16 protein-coding genes are annotated in these 16338 nt (G+C 61.2%); 1 reads left to right on the top strand and 15 read right to left on the bottom strand.

Annotation, left to right across the window (positions count from 1 at the left end; translation table 11 throughout):
- Positions 1-15 precede the first annotated feature (15 nt).
- From JQF37_RS13645 to ccoN (JQF37_RS13705), 13 genes are all read right to left on the bottom strand, one after another.
- Positions 16-699: a sulfite exporter TauE/SafE family protein gene (locus tag JQF37_RS13645; RefSeq protein WP_090463798.1), complete on the bottom strand. Its 684-nt coding sequence runs from the start codon at positions 697-699 to the stop codon at positions 16-18.
- Positions 692-910, bottom strand: coding sequence for a cbb3-type cytochrome oxidase assembly protein CcoS (ccoS, locus tag JQF37_RS13650; protein ID WP_047531427.1), 219 nt, complete (start codon positions 908-910; stop codon positions 692-694). The genes JQF37_RS13645 and ccoS overlap by 8 nt, the downstream gene beginning before the upstream one ends.
- Positions 911-932: 22 nt before the next feature.
- Entirely contained in the window at positions 933-3383 is a 2451-nt protein-coding gene (locus JQF37_RS13655; RefSeq protein WP_130205862.1) for a heavy metal translocating P-type ATPase, read from the bottom strand.
- 154 nt (positions 3384-3537) lie between these two features.
- Complete coding sequence (locus JQF37_RS13660; protein WP_130205864.1) at positions 3538-4077, bottom strand: FixH family protein; 540 nt, start codon at positions 4075-4077, stop codon at positions 3538-3540.
- A gap of 11 nt (positions 4078-4088) precedes the next feature.
- On the bottom strand, positions 4089-5504 hold the full coding sequence (gene ccoG, locus JQF37_RS13665) for a cytochrome c oxidase accessory protein CcoG (protein WP_130205866.1): 1416 nt from the start codon (positions 5502-5504) through the stop codon (positions 4089-4091).
- Positions 5505-5841: 337 nt separating this feature from the next.
- Positions 5842-6825: a cytochrome-c oxidase, cbb3-type subunit III gene (gene ccoP, locus JQF37_RS13670; RefSeq protein ID WP_130205868.1), complete on the bottom strand. Its 984-nt coding sequence runs from the start codon at positions 6823-6825 to the stop codon at positions 5842-5844.
- On the bottom strand, positions 6822-7007 hold the full coding sequence (locus JQF37_RS13675) for a CcoQ/FixQ family Cbb3-type cytochrome c oxidase assembly chaperone (protein WP_003175465.1): 186 nt from the start codon (positions 7005-7007) through the stop codon (positions 6822-6824). Before JQF37_RS13675 ends, ccoP (JQF37_RS13670) begins: the two co-directional genes overlap by 4 nt.
- A gap of 5 nt (positions 7008-7012) precedes the next feature.
- Complete coding sequence (ccoO, locus tag JQF37_RS13680) at positions 7013-7621, bottom strand: cytochrome-c oxidase, cbb3-type subunit II (RefSeq protein ID WP_047531418.1); 609 nt, start codon at positions 7619-7621, stop codon at positions 7013-7015.
- On the bottom strand, positions 7621-9063 hold the full coding sequence (gene ccoN, locus JQF37_RS13685) for a cytochrome-c oxidase, cbb3-type subunit I (RefSeq protein WP_130205870.1): 1443 nt from the start codon (positions 9061-9063) through the stop codon (positions 7621-7623). Before ccoN (JQF37_RS13685) ends, ccoO (JQF37_RS13680) begins: the two co-directional genes overlap by 1 nt.
- Positions 9064-9545: 482 nt before the next feature.
- Positions 9546-10499: a cytochrome-c oxidase, cbb3-type subunit III gene (gene ccoP / locus JQF37_RS13690; RefSeq protein ID WP_130205872.1), complete on the bottom strand. Its 954-nt coding sequence runs from the start codon at positions 10497-10499 to the stop codon at positions 9546-9548.
- Positions 10496-10699 (bottom strand): cbb3-type cytochrome c oxidase subunit 3, encoded by a 204-nt coding sequence (locus tag JQF37_RS13695; RefSeq protein ID WP_130205874.1) that lies wholly within the window; start codon positions 10697-10699, stop codon positions 10496-10498. Before JQF37_RS13695 ends, ccoP (JQF37_RS13690) begins: the two co-directional genes overlap by 4 nt.
- A 3-nt stretch (positions 10700-10702) precedes the next feature.
- Positions 10703-11311 (bottom strand): cytochrome-c oxidase, cbb3-type subunit II, encoded by a 609-nt coding sequence (gene ccoO, locus JQF37_RS13700; protein ID WP_130205876.1) that lies wholly within the window; start codon positions 11309-11311, stop codon positions 10703-10705.
- Between the two features lie 10 nt (positions 11312-11321).
- The gene (gene ccoN, locus JQF37_RS13705) at positions 11322-12746 is read right to left on the bottom strand and encodes a cytochrome-c oxidase, cbb3-type subunit I (RefSeq protein WP_130205878.1); all 1425 of its coding nucleotides are present in this window, start codon (positions 12744-12746) and stop codon (positions 11322-11324) included.
- A 95-nt stretch (positions 12747-12841) separates the two neighbouring features.
- Here ccoN (JQF37_RS13705) and JQF37_RS13710 point away from each other — a divergent pair, with 95 nt between their 5' ends.
- Positions 12842-13519 carry an alpha/beta family hydrolase gene (locus JQF37_RS13710; protein ID WP_130205880.1) on the top strand — a complete coding sequence of 226 codons (678 nt, stop codon included), beginning with the start codon at positions 12842-12844 and terminating at the stop codon, positions 13517-13519.
- A gap of 203 nt (positions 13520-13722) precedes the next feature.
- Here JQF37_RS13710 and JQF37_RS13715 read toward each other — a convergent pair whose 3' ends face one another.
- Complete coding sequence (locus tag JQF37_RS13715; protein WP_130205882.1) at positions 13723-15288, bottom strand: PAS domain-containing methyl-accepting chemotaxis protein; 1566 nt, start codon at positions 15286-15288, stop codon at positions 13723-13725.
- 106 nt (positions 15289-15394) lie between these two features.
- Positions 15395-16186: a CPBP family glutamic-type intramembrane protease gene (locus JQF37_RS13720; RefSeq protein ID WP_204149681.1), complete on the bottom strand. Its 792-nt coding sequence runs from the start codon at positions 16184-16186 to the stop codon at positions 15395-15397.
- Between the last annotated feature and the right edge of the window lie 152 nt (positions 16187-16338).

Here is a 16338-nt window from a genome sequence, read left to right on the forward strand (position 1 = left end):
GGGCGCACCGTCGATCTAATGCCCCATGAGCCAATGCTGATGCGGCCCCGGCAAGGTCCAGATGCCGAACAACATCACCAGCAACCCACCGGCCATGCGCACGCTGCGCTTGCGCAACAGCGCCGTCACCCGTTCGGCCGCCAGCCCCGTGGCGAGCAGCACCGGCCAGGTGCCCAACCCGAAAGCCAGCATCAGCAACGCACTGTCGAGCGCATTGCCCTGACTGGCCGACCACAGCAACGTGCTGTAGACCAGGCCGCACGGTAACCAGCCCCAGAGCGCACCCAAGAGCAGCGCACGGGGCACGCTCGACACTGGCAGCAGTGTGTTGGCAACCGGCTGGATATGCCGCCACAGGCCGCGTCCGAGGCTTTCGATGCGGGTCAGGCCGCTCCACCAGCCAGCGAGGTACAAGCCCATCGCGATCAGCAGCAAACCGGCGAGCACGCGCATGAACATCGCCGCCGGACTGTTGGCCACCGCCCAGCCCGCCAGGCCGATCAACAGGCCGGCCGTGGCATAGCTGAGAATTCGCCCGAGGTTGTAGGCCAGCAGCAGGCGAAAGCGCCGGCTGCGTTGTTCCTTGGGGATCGCCAGGGTCAGCGCGCCCATCAGGCCACCGCACATGCCCAGGCAATGACCGCCCCCGAGCAGGCCGAGAATCAACGCCGAGACCAACAGTGGCGCCAATTCAAGCATGGGGCGGCGCCTTGTCGTCGGGTTTGGCCGGATGGCCGCTGGCCTCGTCGACTGCGGCGGTGTGGTTCGGGTCCTGGTCGTCGAACAGGATGCTGTGGGCCGGGCCGTCGAGGTCGTCGTACTGCCCGCTGTCGACCGCCCAGAAGAAGATGTAGACGGCGATGGCCACGATCAGCAGTGCAGCCGGGATCATCACGTAAAGAGCTGGCATCTGGACTCCATGCCCGCGCGGCTCAGGCCGGCAGTGGGCGGGTTTGTGGCGTGCTGCTGGTGGCGGGCGCGCTCGGCAGGCGAGTCAGGCGCAGCGCGTTCAGCACCACGGTCAGCGAACTGATGGACATACCGACCGCGGCCCATACCGGAGTGATCCAGCCGAGGGCGGCGAACGGCAACATGAGGCCATTGTACAGCCCGGCCCACAGCAGGTTCTCGATGATTACCCGACGGGTGCGTCGCGCCAGGCTGAAGGCTTGCACCAGGGCATCGAGACGATTGGACAGCAGCACCGCGTCCGCACTGGTTTTCGCCAGGTCGGTGGCCGAACCCATGGCCACGCTGATGTCGGCAGCCGCCAGCACCGGCACGTCGTTGACCCCGTCACCGAGCATCAAAACCTTGCGACCTTCCTTGTGCAGCTGTTGCAGGACTTGCAGCTTGTCGTCCGGGCGCAATCCGCCGCGGGCTTCGTCGATGCCCAGCTCGGCGGCGACACTGGCGACCATCGGCGAGCTGTCGCCGGACAGCAACAATGTGTGCCAGCCACGCGCCTTGCAGGCATCCAGCAGGGCGCGGGCATCGGCACGCAGGCGGTCGTCGAGGACCAGCCACGCCAGCGGCCCGTGGGTATCGCCGAGCAACAGCCATTGCCCGGCTTCATCCGGCATCGATGGCAGGGCGGTGCCACTGAGTTCGCAGACAAAACCGGGTTGGCCAATACGCAAACGCTGCTCGCCGACCCGCCCTTCGAGGCCGAGGCCGGGGGTGCTGTGCACGTCTTCGGCGGCCAGGGGCGCACGACCAAAGGCGCGGGCAATCGGGTGTTCGGAGCGGTTTTCCAGCGCGGCGGCGAGGCTCAGGCATTGATCGCTGTCCAGGGCGCCGAGAGGGCGGATCGAGCGTAACGCCAGGCGTCCTTCGGTGAGGGTTCCGGTCTTGTCGAAAATCACCGTGTCGATCTGGTTCAGGCCTTCGAGCACATGACCGCGCGTCAACAACAGCCCCAGCTTGTGCAACGTGCCGGTGGCCGCGGTGAGGGCCGTCGGCGTGGCCAGGGACAGGGCGCACGGGCAGGTCGCAACCAGCATCGCCAGGACAATCCAGAAGGCCCGCGAAGCATCCAGTTCCCACCACAGCAGGCCGATGCCAGCGGCGGCGATCAGTGACAGCAGGAGGAACCATTGCGCCGCGCGGTCGGCGATTTCTGCCAGTCGCGGCTTTTCAGCCTGGGCGCGATCGAGCAGGCGGACGATGGCGGACAGACGAGTGTCCTGACCCAGGGCCTGGACTTCCACGGTCAACGCGCCTTCGACGTTCAGGGTGCCCGCAGTGACCGCATCGCCCGTGGTCCTGGCCTGTGGCAGGTATTCGCCGGTGAGCAGCGATTCATCGATGCTCGACTGGCCCTCAAGGATCTTGCCGTCGGCCGGGAGAATCGCGCCGGGGTGCACCAGCACCTGGTCACCGACGCGCAGTTCGCTGAGCAGGATGCGTTCACTCTGGCCGTCGGCACTCAGGCGCAGGCACGAGGCCGGCAGCAGATTGACCAGTTGTGCGGTGGCGGCGGCCGTGCGTTCCCGGGCGCGGCGTTCCAGATAACGCCCCGCCAGCAGGAACAGCGCGAACATGCCGACGGCGTCGAAATACAGTTCACCCACGCCGGTGATCGAGGTCCAGATGCCGGCGATGTAGGCACTGCCAATGGCCAGCGACACAGAAACGTCCATCGTCAGGTGCCGGGTGCGCAGGTCGCGCATCGCGCCTTTGAAGAAAGGTGCGCAGCTGTAGAACACGATCGGGGTGGTGAGGAACAGCGCGACCCAGCGCAGGATCGTGTGCAGTTCGGGGCTGAGGTCGATGTTGAATTCCGGCCAGGTGGCCATGGTCGCCATCATCGCCTGGAACCACAGCAATCCGGCGACGCCCAATTGACGCAGGGCCCGGCGGTTTTCGCTGGCCAGTTGTTCGCTGGCGCGGTCGGCCTGGTAGGGGTGGGCGGCGTAACCGATGTGACGCAACTCGCCGAGCACTTGACTCAGCGGCAATTGGGCGTCGGCCCAACGGACATGCAGGCGATGGTTGGACAGGTTCAGGCGCGCTTCGGCCACGGCGGGCAGTGCACGCAGATGTTTCTCGATCAGCCAGCCACAGGCGGCGCAACTGATGCCTTCCATCAACAGTGTGGTTTCGGCGAGTTCGCCTTCGTGGCGGACAAAGGGTTGTTGCACATCCGCACGGTCGTACAGCGCCAGTTCGTCCACCAGTTGCACCGGTAGCGCTTCAGGGTTGGCCGACGCTTCGCTGCGATGCTGGTAATAGTTTTCCAGCCCTCCGGCGACAATCGCCTCGGCCACCGCCTGGCAACCCGGGCAGCAGAATTCGCGGGTTTGCCCAAGAACCGCCGCGGTGAAACGGCTGCCGGCCGGGACGGGCAGGGCGCAGTGGTAGCAGGGGAGTGGGGTGGTCATCAGGTTTTCACTAGCGCCGCTGAATCTTTGTCTTCAGGAAGGGCCGCATCGCGAGCAAGCTCGCTCCCACAGGGATCATTGGTGATATCAAAATCTGTATGCAACAGTGATTGACCGTGGGAGCGAGCTTGCTCGCGATGCGCGAAGCGTGGTTTTACTTTTTCAGGTCTTCCGCGCCTTGCAGCGGCTCGTCACCGAGCAGCAGGTCCTTGTCATGGCTGACCAGCTCTTCTTCGAACAGGCGCCATGTGTGGTCATCCTGAGTGCCGAGCAGTTCGACAAAGCGCCGGCCTTCGATCTTGTCGCTCAATTGACCGATGTAACGGCCCTGTTCGGTTTCACTGCGGGTCAGGACAATTTTGCGGTCCTTTTCCGGTTGGGTCGGCGAGATCAGGTTCAGCTCCACGGTCTTCGGCTGACTATTGCCGTTCAAGCGCAGATCGACTTCGCCGGTCACGTCATCCAGGTGGACCGAGGCGCGCATCAGCAGGGTCTGGGCGAGCAGTTCACGGTCCAGGGAACGGTTGATGCCTTTGCCGGCCTCGTAGTAGTTGTCGTTGACCAGGTTGTCCGGGTGATTCACCGCAATGGTCACCATGGACAGGGTCAGGGTCACCGAGCAAGCCAGAATCCCGATGATGATCCATGGCCAAAGGTGCTTGTACCAAGGGCTTGCGGCGTTTGCTGCGGGCATGTTCACTTCTCTCAACGATTTTGTGGGCCGATGAATCGGCTCTTGGCTTCAACGTGGACGCTGTTGTCATCGGCATCCTTGAGGATGAATTTCACCTCGTTGGTGCTCGACGGCAGGTGTTCCGGTGCCACGGACAGTTCGGCCGGCTGGCTCACGATCTCCCCGGCCGCCACTTTGATTTCGCGCTGGCCTTGCAGTTTGAGGTCCGGTAGACCGGCGGCTTCCAGCACGTAAGTGTGGTCGCGCTGATCCTTGTTCATGATTTTCAGGCTGTAGACGTTTTCGATCCGCCCTTCGGCGTTTTCACGGTACAGCACGCGGTCCTTGCTGACGTCGAAACCCACCAGCGAACGCATGAAAAACGCGGTGACCAGCAAACTGATCATCGCCAGCAGCACCACGGCATAGCCGATCAGGCGCGGGCGCAGTTTATGGGTTTTCTGCCCGGACAGGTTGTGCTCGGTGGTGTAGCTGATCAGCCCGCGCGGGTACTCCATTTTGTCCATGATGCTGTCGCAGGCATCGATGCAGGCGGCGCAACCGATGCACTCGATCTGCAGGCCGTCGCGAATGTCGATGCCGGTGGGGCAGACCTGAACGCACATGGTGCAGTCGATGCAGTCGCCCAGGCCCTGGGCTTTGTAGTCGACGCCTTTTTTACGCGGGCCACGGCTTTCGCCACGACGCGGATCGTAGGACACGATCAGCGTGTCCTTGTCGAACATCACGCTCTGGAAACGTGCGTACGGGCACATGTAGATGCACACCTGTTCGCGCAGCCAGCCGGCGTTGCCGTAGGTGGCGAGGGTGAAGAAGCCGACCCAGAAATACGACCATCCATCGGCTTCGCCGGTGAAAAAGTCGATAACCAACTCACGAATCGGCGAGAAATAGCCGACGAAGGTCATGCCGGTCACAAAGCCAATCAGCAGCCACAGGGTGTGCTTGCTGAATTTACGCAGAAACTTGTTGGCGCTCATGGGCGCCTTGTCGAGCTTGATACGCTGGTTGCGGTCGCCTTCGGTGACCTTTTCGCACCACATGAAAATCCAGGTCCAGACGCTCTGCGGACAGGTATAGCCACACCAGATCCGCCCGGCGTACACCGTAATGAAAAACAGGCCGAAGGCACTGATGATCAAAATGCCCGAGAGCAGGATGAAGTCCTGCGGCCAGAAGGTCGCGCCGAAAATAAAGAATTTTCGCTCCGGCAGATTCCACCAGACGGCCTGATGGCCCGCCCAGTTCAACCAGACCGTGCCGAAATACAACAGGAATAAAAAGGCGCCGCCCATCATCCGCAGGTTGCGGAACAGACCGGTGAAGGCACGGGTGTAGATTTTTTCTCGAGAGGCGTAGAGATCGACGCTGTTGTTCGCGTTTTTGCTGGGCGGTGTGACGTCGTGTACCGGAATCTGATTGCTCATCATTGCATCCCACGGCAGTGGAAAAATGCCCCGGTCAGTACATGCTGGCCGCGGTCAAAAAGAGGTGTTGCAGTGGCGCAATGATACGCCTGTCGCTCTGGCCCAAGGGTGCGACCTTTGGTCGCGTTGGGTGAAATTCACAGATGGTGTAGCGAATGTAACAAAACATGATGCAGGTCAATTGACAGGTGAAGTATAGCTGCCCGGTCCTGGGTATCGGTGACAACGTTAGCCGACTGTTACGGCAAAGGGGCTGCGTGATCGGGATCATGTCTTGCGGCTAAAAAAAAGACCCCGTCGAATGACGGGGTCTTTTGCATTGCGTCGAGCGTTTGCCTTACTGAGCGTCTGCCGCCGCAGCCTTCTCGCCGTGAGACAGGCTGTAGACGTAAGCGGCCAGCAGGTGAACCTTGTCGTTACCCTGCAGCTGCTCTTGCGCAGGCATCTGGCCCTGACGGCCGTAGCGGATGGTCTGCTGCAGTTGAGCGAAGCTCGAACCGTAGATGAACGCGGCGGGGTGGGTCAGGTTCGGTGCGCCCATTGCCGGGGTGCCTTTGCCTTCCGGACCGTGGCAGGCCACGCAGTTGGCCGCGAACAGTTTCTGGCCGGCAACCGGGTCAGCCTTGGTGCCTTCCGGCAGCTTGCGGCCATCGAGGTTGGTCACCACGAACGCGGCAACGTCGGCAACGCCTTGTTCACCGATCACTTCAGCCCACGCCGGCATGACCGCGTGACGGCCGCCCATGATCGTGGTCTTGATGGTTTCCGGCTCGCCGCCCCAGCGCCAATCGGCGTCGGTCAGGTTAGGGAAGCCATAGGCGCCTTTGGCGTCGGAACCGTGGCAAACCGAGCAGTTGGAGGCGAACAGGCGGCCACCCATCTTCAGGGCTTGCGGGTCCTTGGCGACTTCTTCGATTGGCATGGAAGCGAACTTGGCGAAAATCGGACCGAACCTGGCGTCCGACTTGGCCATTTCCTTTTCCCACTCGTGAACGCCGGTCCAGCCGGTCTGGCCGTTGGCGAACGCGGTCTGCTTCTCGTTATCCAGGTAGTTGTAACCTGGCAACAGGCCTTTCCAGTTGCCCAGGCCCGGATACAGTACCAGGTAGCCCAGGGCGAAAATGATGGTGCCCACGAACAGCATGAACCACCATTTCGGCAGTGGGTTGTCGTACTCCTCGATCCCGTCGAAGGAGTGGCCAACCGTCTCTTCCGTCGCCTCGGTGCGCTGGCCCTTGCGGGTCGACAGCAGCAGCCAGGTCAGGGAAAAGATCGTACCGAGACTGAGGACTGTGACATACAGACTCCAGAATGTAGTCATTCTTTGTTACTCCTAGAAGCTTGCTCGACGTGCTTGATGGCTTCGGGATCATCCGCGAAAGGCAGCAAGGTCGCGTCTTCAAACTCCGACTTGCGCTTTGGGCTGAATACCCACAACGCCAGACCGATGAAGGCCACCATCACGACAACGGTGCCCAGGCCACGAATCATCCCGATATCCATCTAGATCACCGTTTGCTTTTGATGATGGTGCCCAGGCCTTGCAGATAGGCCACCAGCGCGTCCATTTCGGTTTTGCCCTTCACAGCATCCTTGGCGCCGGCGATGTCTTCGTCGGTGTAAGGGACGCCGAGCGTGCGCAAGACTTCCATTTTCCTGGCGGTGTCTTTGCCGTCGAGCTTGTTTTCCACGAGGAACGGGTAGGCCGGCATTTTCGACTCGGGCACGACGTTGCGCGGGTTGTACAAGTGCGCACGTTGCCAGTCATCGGAGTAACGACCGCCGACACGGGCCAGGTCCGGACCGGTACGCTTGGAACCCCACAGGAACGGGTGGTCCCAGACGCTTTCACCGGCGACCGAGTAGTGGCCGTAACGTTCGGTTTCAGCGCGGAACGGGCGGATCATCTGCGAGTGGCAGCCGACACAACCGTTGGCGATGTAAATGTCGCGGCCTTCCAGTTCAAGGGCGGTGCGCGGCTTCATGCCTTCGACCGGCTTGTTGGTGACGTCCTGGAAAAACAGCGGAACGATCTGGGTCAGGCCGCCGATACTGACGGCGATAACCATGAAGAAGGCCAGCAGGCCAATATTCTTCTCGACTGCTTCATGCTTCATCAGTGAGCTCCAACTACAGCAATCTGTTCGGCGGCTTTGGCTTCAACCGGGTTCGAGGCGCGTACGGTACGGAATACGTTGTAGGCCATGAACAGCATGCCGGTCGCGAAGAATGCACCGCCCAGTGCGCGGACGATGAAACCCGGGTGACTGGCTTGCAGTGCTTCGACGAACGAGTAGGTGAGGGTGCCGTCATCGTTGATTGCACGCCACATCAGACCCTGGGTGATGCCGTTGACCCACATCGAAGCGATGTACAGAACGGTACCGATGGTCGCGAGCCAGAAGTGCGTGTTGATCAGGCCGGTGCTGTGCATCTGCGCGCGGCCGAACAGTTTCGGAATCATGTGGTAGATCGCGCCGATCGAGATCATCGCTACCCAACCCAGGGCGCCGGCGTGTACGTGGCCGATGGTCCAGTCGGTGTAGTGCGACAGCGAGTTCACGGTCTTGATGGCCATCATCGGGCCTTCGAAGGTCGACATGCCGTAGAACGCCAGGGACACGACCAGGAAGCGCAGGATCGGGTCGGTGCGCAGCTTATGCCAGGCACCCGACAGGGTCATCATGCCGTTGATCATGCCGCCCCAGCTCGGAGCCAGCAGGATGATCGACATCGCCATGCCCAGGGATTGGGCCCAGTCCGGCAGCGCGGTGTAGTGCAGGTGGTGCGGGCCGGCCCAGATGTACAGGGTGATCAGTGCCCAGAAGTGCACGATGGACAGGCGATAGGAGTAGATCGGACGCTCGGCCTGTTTTGGCACGAAGTAGTACATCATCCCCAGGAAGCCGGTGGTCAGGAAGAAGCCCACGGCGTTGTGGCCATACCACCACTGGATCATCGCGTCCGTGGCGCCCGAGTAGGCGGAATAGGACTTGAAGAAACTGACCGGCAGGGAGGCGTGGTTGACGATGTGCAGCATCGCGGTCACGAGGATGAAGGCACCGTAGAACCAGTTACCCACATAGATGTGCTTGGTCTTGCGCTTGACGATGGTGCCGAAGAACACCAGAGCGTAGGTGACCCAGACGATGGCCAGCAGAATGGCGAGGGGCCATTCCAGCTCAGCGTATTCCTTGGTGGTGGTGTAACCCAGCGGCAAGGTAACGATGGCGCCGACGATCACCGCTTGCCATCCCCAGAAGGTGAAGGCCGCGAGGCTGTCGGAAATCAGTCGCGTTTGGCAGGTTCGCTGCACGACATAATAAGAAGTGGCAAACAGTGCACATCCACCGAAGGCGAAAATCACCAGGTTGGTGTGCAACGGGCGCAGGCGTCCAAAAGTCGTCCACGGCAGACCGAAATTCAATTCCGGCCATACGAGCTGTGAGGCGATGAAGACACCGAGCCCCATGCCAAGGATCCCCCAGACCACCGTCATGATGGCGAACTGGCGGACTACCTTATAGTTATAAGCAGTCGGACTGATTGCTGTGCTCATTCTAAGGTTCCACGGTTTGGGTGTTTTATTAGGATTAAAAATCGGCCGCAAGTATGTAGAAAGCGGGGGGTCATTGCAACGCGCCATGACCTGGGTCAATGCTTTCAAATGCTGATTCTGCGGCCTTTCCATGCGCCGCGTAAGGACAAATTTGCACGCCGGCAAATTGTCCCGCCGGACTAAATAGGCAAGGGGGTCAGGTCACATGTAACGAGGTGTGTTCAATCGCAACGATCAGGTGACCGATGGCAATTCGCGCGACAGCCGGTATCTACCAGCCTTTGCGGCCTGTCATCGAGCTGAATCGTCGAACACATCGGTTAGGGTCGACCTGGAACCGGTACTTGCCAGTCCGCATCGGAGCAAGCTTAGACCCGAATCTGGCGAACCGAAAGGAAGTCTGAATGAGGGTGCGACAATGGGTCGCAAAGGGGCGGGAAACTGCCGCATTCCGGAGAATGCGGCAGTAGAGCGGTCATCGATTACTCGGTTTTGCCTTCAGCCTGCAAGCGCTCGGTACCGGCCGCATGCGACAGGCTGTACACATACGCCGCCAGCAATTGAACCTTGTCGTTGCCGAGCAGTTCGCTTTGCGCTGGCATATGGCCCTGGCGACCATGGCGTATCGTTTGTTCAAGCTGCGTCAGGCTTGTACCGTAAATGAAACCGGTCGGGTGCGTCAGATTCGGCGCGCCCATGGCTTCAGTGCCCTGGCCGTTTGCCCCGTGGCAGGCGACGCAGGTGGTGCTGAACACTTGCTTTCCGGCTTGCAGATCCGCACCGCTGTCGGCGGCCAGCGGCAGGCCGGAGAGTTCATGGCGCACATAAGCCGCGACGTTTTTCACGCCGGCTTCACCGAGAATTTCACCCCAGGCCGGCATCGCCGCCATGCGCCCACCCATGATGGTGGTCTTGATGGTGTCAGCGTTGCCGCCCCAGCGCCAATCACGGTCCGTCAGGTTGGGGAAGCCGAATGCACCCTTGGCGTCCGAGCCGTGGCAGACCGAGCAGTTGGAGGCAAACAGGCGCCCGCCCATTTTCAACGCTTGCGGATCCTTGGCCACTTCTTCCAGCGGCATGGCAGCGAATTTGGCGAAGATCGGACCGAACTTCGCATCAGCCCTGGCCATCTCCTTTTCCCATTCGTGCGCGCCGGTCCAGCCGTTGTCGTAGCCGGGCAGGATGCCTTTCCAGTTGCCCAGGCCCGGATAGAGGATCAAGTAGCCAACGGCAAACACCAGGGTGCCGGCGAACAGCATGAACCACCACTGCGGCAACGGATTGTCGTACTCCTCGATGCCGTCGAAGCTATGGCCCATGGTCTGGTCGACGCTGCCCTTGGTTTCGCCCTTGCGGGTGCCGATCAGCAGCCAGGTCAGGCCGATCAGGCTGCCGATGGTCAGTACGCAGATCCACGTACTCCAGAAGGTGGTCATGTCCGGGTACTCCTTGTTACAGATTCTTGGGGGGTGACACTGTCGGGTTGCGGCTCGTCGGCGAATGGCAGCAGGCGCGCTTCGGCGAATTCCGGATTGCGCTTGCCGTTGAACACCCAGAGCGTCAGGCCGACAAAGGCCACGAACACCACGACCGTGCCCAGGCCGCGAATCATTCCACTGCTTATTTCAAAGACCACGGCTCACCTCTTGCTCTTGATCGCAGTGCCGAGCACTTGCAGGTAGGCGACCAGGGCATCCATTTCCGATTTGCCCTTGAGCGACTCGGCCGCACCGGCGATGTCTTCGTCGGTGTACGGCACGCCGAGGGTGCGCATGGCGCGCAGCTTGGTCTCGGTGTGGCTGCTGTCGAGCGCGTTGGCCACCAACCACGGGTAGGCTGGCATTTTCGATTCCGGCACGACGTTGCGCGGGTTGTACAAATGCGCGCGGTGCCAGTCATCGGAGTAACGCGCGCCGACCCGGGCCAGGTCAGGTCCGGTGCGTTTCGAGCCCCACAGGAACGGGTGGTCCCAGACACTTTCACCGGCCACCGAGTAGTGCCCGTAGCGTTCGGTCTCGGCGCGGAACGGACGGATCATCTGCGAGTGGCAGCCGACGCAGCCTTCGCGGATGTAGAGGTCGCGGCCTTCGAGTTGCAGCGCGGTGTAGGGCTTCATGCCTTCCACCGGTTTATTGGTCACGTCCTGGAAGAACAGCGGGACGATCTGGGTCAGACCGCCGATGCTCACGGCAAAGATCATCAGCAACAGCAGCAGGCCGACGTTTTTTTCGATTGTTTCGTGTTTCATGGCGGACTCCTCAGGCCATCTGCGCGGCAGCGGCGGCGTCGGCAGGCTGCGAGGCCCGCACGGTGCGCCAGGTGTTGTAAGCCATCAGCAACATGCCGCTGAGGAAGATCGCACCACCTACCAGCCGCACGATGAATCCCGGGTGGCTGGCCGCCAGGGTTTCGACGAAGGAGTAGGTCAGCGTCCCGTCTTCGTTGACTGCACGCCACATCAGGCCTTGGGCGATGCCGTTGACCCACATGGAGGCGATGTACAGCACGGTGCCGATGGTCGCGAGCCAGAAGTGCGCGTTGATCAGGCCGATGCTGTGCATCTGTGGGCGACCGAAGACTTTCGGGATCATGTGGTACAGCGCGCCGATCGAGATCATTGCTACCCAGCCGAGTGCGCCGGCGTGTACGTGGCCGATGGTCCAGTCGGTGTAGTGGGAGAGGGCGTTGACGGTCTTGATGGCCATCATCGGCCCTTCGAAGGTCGACATGCCGTAGAACGCCAGGGACACCACCAGGAAACGCAGGATCGGGTCGCTGCGCAACTTATGCCAGGCGCCCGAGAGCGTCATCATCCCGTTGATCATCCCGCCCCAGCTCGGCGCCAGCAGAATCAGCGACATCACCATGCCCAGCGACTGTGCCCAGTCCGGCAGCGCGGTGTAGTGCAGGTGGTGCGGACCGGCCCAGATGTACAGGGTGATCAGCGCCCAGAAGTGCACGATGGACAGGCGATAGGAGTACACCGGGCGTTCGGCCTGTTTCGGCACGAAGTAATACATCATCCCCAGGAAACCGGCGGTGAGGAAAAAGCCCACGGCGTTGTGCCCGTACCACCACTGCACCATGGCATCGGTCGCGCCGCCATACACCGAGTAGGACTTGGTGAAACTCACTGGCAGCTCAACGTTGTTGACGATGTGCAGAATCGCCACGGTGACGATGAACGCGCCGAAGAACCAGTTACCGACGTAGATGTGCTTGGTGTTGCGCTTCATGATCGTGCCGAAGAACACCACGGCATAGGCGACCCAGACAATGGTGATCAGGATATCGATCGGCCATTCCAGCTCGGCGTACTCCTTGGAGCTGGTGTAGCCCAGCGGCAGGCTGATGGCGGCCAGCAGGATCACCAGTTGCCAGCCCCAGAAGCAGAACGCGGCGATCTTTGGCGCGAACAGCTGTGTCTGGCAGGTGCGCTGCACCGAGTAGAACGAACTGGCAAACAGGGCGCAGCCGCCGAAGGCGAAGATCACCGCGTTGGTGTGCAGCGGGCGTAAACGGCCGAAACTGGTCCACGGCAAGTTGAAGTTGAGTTCGGGCCAGACCAACTGGGCGGCGAGAAAAACCCCGAGCCCCATGCCGACGATGCCCCACACCACCGTCATAATGGCGAATTGGCGGACCACCTTGTAGTTGTAGGCGGTACTGATAGAAGTGTTCATGGTTCCCCATCCACGGTTCAGCTGAAGTGAGCGCGCTTGCGCAAGGCAGTGCACTCTTCGGCCGGAGTTATAGGCAGACTAAAAGCGAGGCAAGCATGGACAAGAAGCACATGGCCGGTATTGACGGGGATCAATGGGCGCAGTGCGTGCGGGATCATGGATGGCGGTGGGATGCCGGCGTGGCGCCCGCGCACGCGACCTTGATCCTGGCCCATGGTGCCGGAGCGCCGATGGACAGCGACTGGATGAACGACATGGCCACACGCCTCGCGGCGCAAGGCGTCAACGTGCTGCGCTTTGAATTTCCATACATGGCGCAGCGGCGTGTCGACGGCGGCAAGCGCCCACCCAACCCGGCACCGAAGCTGTTGGAGTGCTGGCGCGAGGTGTACGCCGTGGTGCGACGTCATGTCACTGGGCGCCTGGCCATCGGCGGCAAGTCCATGGGCGGGCGGATGGCCAGTTTGCTAGCGGATGAAATGGGCGCTGATGCGTTGGTGTGCCTGGGCTATCCGTTTTATGCGGTGGGCAAACCGGAGAAACCGCGAGTGGAACATCTGGCGGGGTTGAAGGCGCGGACGCTGATCGTGCAGGGCGAGCGGGATGCGCTGGGCAATCGCGAGACGGTCGAGGGGTATGTATTATCGCCGAGTATCGAGGTGATGTGGCTGGTGGCGGGGGATCACGACTTGAAGCCGTTGAAGGCTTCGGGGTTTAGCCATGAGCAGCACTTGGCGGCTGCAGCGCAGAAGGTGGCTTCATTCCTTCAGTGAGGTTTTGTTGAGGTTGTGATGGTCCCGTCGCGAGCAGGTTCGCTCCAGCAGTGATGGGGTGCGTGGCTTGATTGGCTGAACAACGCGAAACCCTGTGGGAGCGAGCTTGCTCGCGATGAGGGACTACCCGGCAGCATCCCGTTCACAGGCTCAAAAAAAACCCGGAAGCTTTCGCGATCCGGGTTTTGTTTTTCCAGCAGCAATCAGCGGTTGAACCGCTCCACCAACGAATACTGGGTATTCGCGGTTTTGGTCAGTTCTTCACTCAGCAGTGCCGAGTTCTGTGCCTGTTCCGAGGTCTGGTCAGCGAGGGTGGAAATGTTGCTGATGTTGCGGCTGATTTCCTCGGCGACCGCGCTTTGCTCTTCGGTCGCGGCAGCGATCTGGGTGGTCATGTCAGTGATATTGGCCACCGCTTCGCTGATGCCGACCAAGGCCTGATCCGCTTCCAGTACCCGCGCCACGCCTTCTTCAGCCTGACGATGCCCGGCTTCCATGGTCTGCACCGCTGTGCTGGCCGTTTGCTGGAGCTTGGCGATCAGGGCGTGAATCTGCCCGGTGGATTCGCTGGTGCGTTGCGCCAATTGGCGTACTTCATCGGCCACCACTGCAAAACCGCGACCCATCTCACCGGCGCGGGCCGCTTCGATGGCAGCGTTGAGTGCCAGCAGGTTGGTCTGGTCGGCGATGCCTTTGATCACGTCGACCACGCCGCCGATTTCGTCGCTGTCCTTGGCCAGTTGGGTCACGGTCTGGCCGGTTTCCCCGACCACCACCGACAGGCGCTGAATGGCTTCGCGGGTTTCCCCGGCGATGTCACGGCCGCGACTGGTCAGGCGATTGGCTTCCTGGGTAGCGTCGGCGGTGCGTTGCACGTGGCTGGCGACTTCCTGGGTGGTGGCGGCCATCTCATTGACGGCGGTGGCCACCTGCTCGGTTTCGACGCGCTGGCGCTCCAGGCCCGAGGAGCTGTTGTGGGCCAGGGTGTCGGATTGTTTCGCCTGATCGGTCAGGTGCTCGGCGGTGTCCTGCAGGCGGGTCAGGCAGGTTTTCAGACGGGCTTCCTGGCTGAGGATCGACATCTCCAGACGTGCCTGGGCACCGCTGCTGTCGGTATACATCTGCGCGATCAGCGGGTCGGACGTGGTCTGCTCGGCCAGTCGCAGCAAGCGCTTGATCCCGCGTTGTTGCCAGCCCAGGCCCATCAGGCCCAGCGGCACCGAGAGACCGGCGGCCAGGGCAAACCCCCAGTGGGAGTTCAGCGTGGCTCCAATCATGAAACTCAGTTGGCTGACCAGGATGAACGGCAACCAGTCCTGCAGGATCGGCAACCATTTATCGGTGGAAGGAATGGCCGACTTGCCCTGATTGATGCGCTGGTAAAGCGCTTCGGCACGGCGGATCTGCTCGGCGGTGGGCTTGACCCGCACCGACTCGTAACCGATCACCTGTGTGCCTTCGAAGATCGGCGTCACATAGGCGTTGACCCAATAGTGATCACCGCTCTTGCAGCGATTCTTGACGATACCCATCCATGGCAAGCCTTGTTTCAGTGTTGCCCACATGTGCGAGAACACCGCGGCCGGGACGTCGGGGTGACGCACCAGGTTGTGCGGGGCACGGATCAGTTCTTCCTGAGAAAACCCGCTGATCTCGACGAAGTCGTCGTTGCAGTAGGTGATCAGGCCTTTGGCATCAGTGGTGGAAATCAACCGTTGCTGAGCCGGAAAGGTCCGTTCGCGTTGTGTAATTGGTTGGTTGTTACGCATGGCTTTTTTTTATCCGCAAGGCTTTCAAGTGCTATATCGGCACCCATGGCCATTTGTTGAGATGATTTTTCGATTATTAGCGGCGCGTCGCAAAATGACCCATGCGTCAGCCGGTGAGCATCGGATAGGTGAACAGTCCGAAGTGCAGCAGGTTCAAACCGAAGTGGGTGGCGATGGCGGCAGACAGTCCGCCAAGACGGTAGGCCAGACCATAACCGACCCCGGCCAGGCTCGCCAGCAGTACCCATTGCCAGCCCGCACCGGCATGCGCCAGGCCGAACAGCAGTGAGGCGAGCAGCAGGGCGAGGTTTTCGCCATAAGCCAGGTTTTTCAGGCAACGGTTCAGGCCACCCTGTATATAGCCGCGAAAGAGTGCTTCTTCGACCAGCGTCACCAGTAGCAAGTTGTTGAGCAGCCAGATCCAGGCCTGGTCCGGCCATTTCGGCGCCCAAGCGATGTCGCCCAGCAACAGCGCGCCACCCAGTGCCAGCACTGCACTCAAGGTCAACGCCAGCGCGGTGGCATACAGGGACAGTCGCAACGACCGCTGGCCGACAATCCACGGGCACACCAACAATAGCCAGAAACCGATCAGGGGTTTGTCCAGATTCAGGTACATGGAAAACGGCAAGGCGTCGTCGGTGAAGCGCTGGGGGGCGATAACGCGACCATTGTAGAAACCGGGCAGCCAGTGCAGCGCCAGTGCCAGGGCCAGAAAGATGAACAGGCCGTGGCCGAGGTAGCGGCCGAACTGAATTTTTTGTTGGCGAGCGGCGAAAGCGGCAATCAGCAACAACGCGACGGAGATTCCGGCGAACCAGCCGAGGTGACCATAGGCCAGGGCCATGCCGTAGCCGAGGGAGAGCAGGGCCAGAAATGTCCATGGCAGGGCGAGCATTGCAGGTCCTTGTGTCTGACGTTCTGTGGGGTGACCCCATCTCCGGTGCAAGAGCGAGCTTGCTCGCGATAGCGGAGGGTCATTCATCATCGTCCATGAATGGTACACCGTCATCGCGAGCAGGCCCGCACATGGATTTTTGTGATCCCAAA

Source organism: Pseudomonas sp. MIL9, from assembly GCF_016887925.1.
Classification (GTDB): domain Bacteria; phylum Pseudomonadota; class Gammaproteobacteria; order Pseudomonadales; family Pseudomonadaceae; genus Aquipseudomonas; species Aquipseudomonas mohnii.

Coding starts and splice junctions, on each gene's coding strand:
- JQF37_RS13675 (WP_003175465.1), bottom strand. CDS start 7,007: ATGGATATCGGGATGATTCGTGGCCTGGGCACCGTTGTCGTGATGGTG.
- ccoO (WP_130205876.1), bottom strand. CDS start 11,311: ATGAAACACGAAACAATCGAAAAAAACGTCGGCCTGCTGCTGTTGCTG.
- ccoO (WP_047531418.1), bottom strand. CDS start 7,621: ATGAAGCATGAAGCAGTCGAGAAGAATATTGGCCTGCTGGCCTTCTTC.
- ccoP (WP_130205868.1), bottom strand. CDS start 6,825: ATGACTACATTCTGGAGTCTGTATGTCACAGTCCTCAGTCTCGGTACG.
- JQF37_RS13660 (WP_130205864.1), bottom strand. CDS start 4,077: ATGCCCGCAGCAAACGCCGCAAGCCCTTGGTACAAGCACCTTTGGCCA.
- JQF37_RS13720 (WP_204149681.1), bottom strand. CDS start 16,186: ATGCTCGCCCTGCCATGGACATTTCTGGCCCTGCTCTCCCTCGGCTAC.
- ccoN (WP_130205870.1), bottom strand. CDS start 9,063: ATGAGCACAGCAATCAGTCCGACTGCTTATAACTATAAGGTAGTCCGC.
- JQF37_RS13715 (WP_130205882.1), bottom strand. CDS start 15,288: ATGCGTAACAACCAACCAATTACACAACGCGAACGGACCTTTCCGGCT.
- JQF37_RS13645 (WP_090463798.1), bottom strand. CDS start 699: ATGCTTGAATTGGCGCCACTGTTGGTCTCGGCGTTGATTCTCGGCCTG.
- JQF37_RS13710 (WP_130205880.1), top strand. CDS start 12,842: ATGGACAAGAAGCACATGGCCGGTATTGACGGGGATCAATGGGCGCAG.
- ccoG (WP_130205866.1), bottom strand. CDS start 5,504: ATGAGCAATCAGATTCCGGTACACGACGTCACACCGCCCAGCAAAAAC.
- ccoP (WP_130205872.1), bottom strand. CDS start 10,499: ATGACCACCTTCTGGAGTACGTGGATCTGCGTACTGACCATCGGCAGC.
- ccoS (WP_047531427.1), bottom strand. CDS start 910: ATGCCAGCTCTTTACGTGATGATCCCGGCTGCACTGCTGATCGTGGCC.
- JQF37_RS13655 (WP_130205862.1), bottom strand. CDS start 3,383: ATGACCACCCCACTCCCCTGCTACCACTGCGCCCTGCCCGTCCCGGCC.
- ccoN (WP_130205878.1), bottom strand. CDS start 12,746: ATGAACACTTCTATCAGTACCGCCTACAACTACAAGGTGGTCCGCCAA.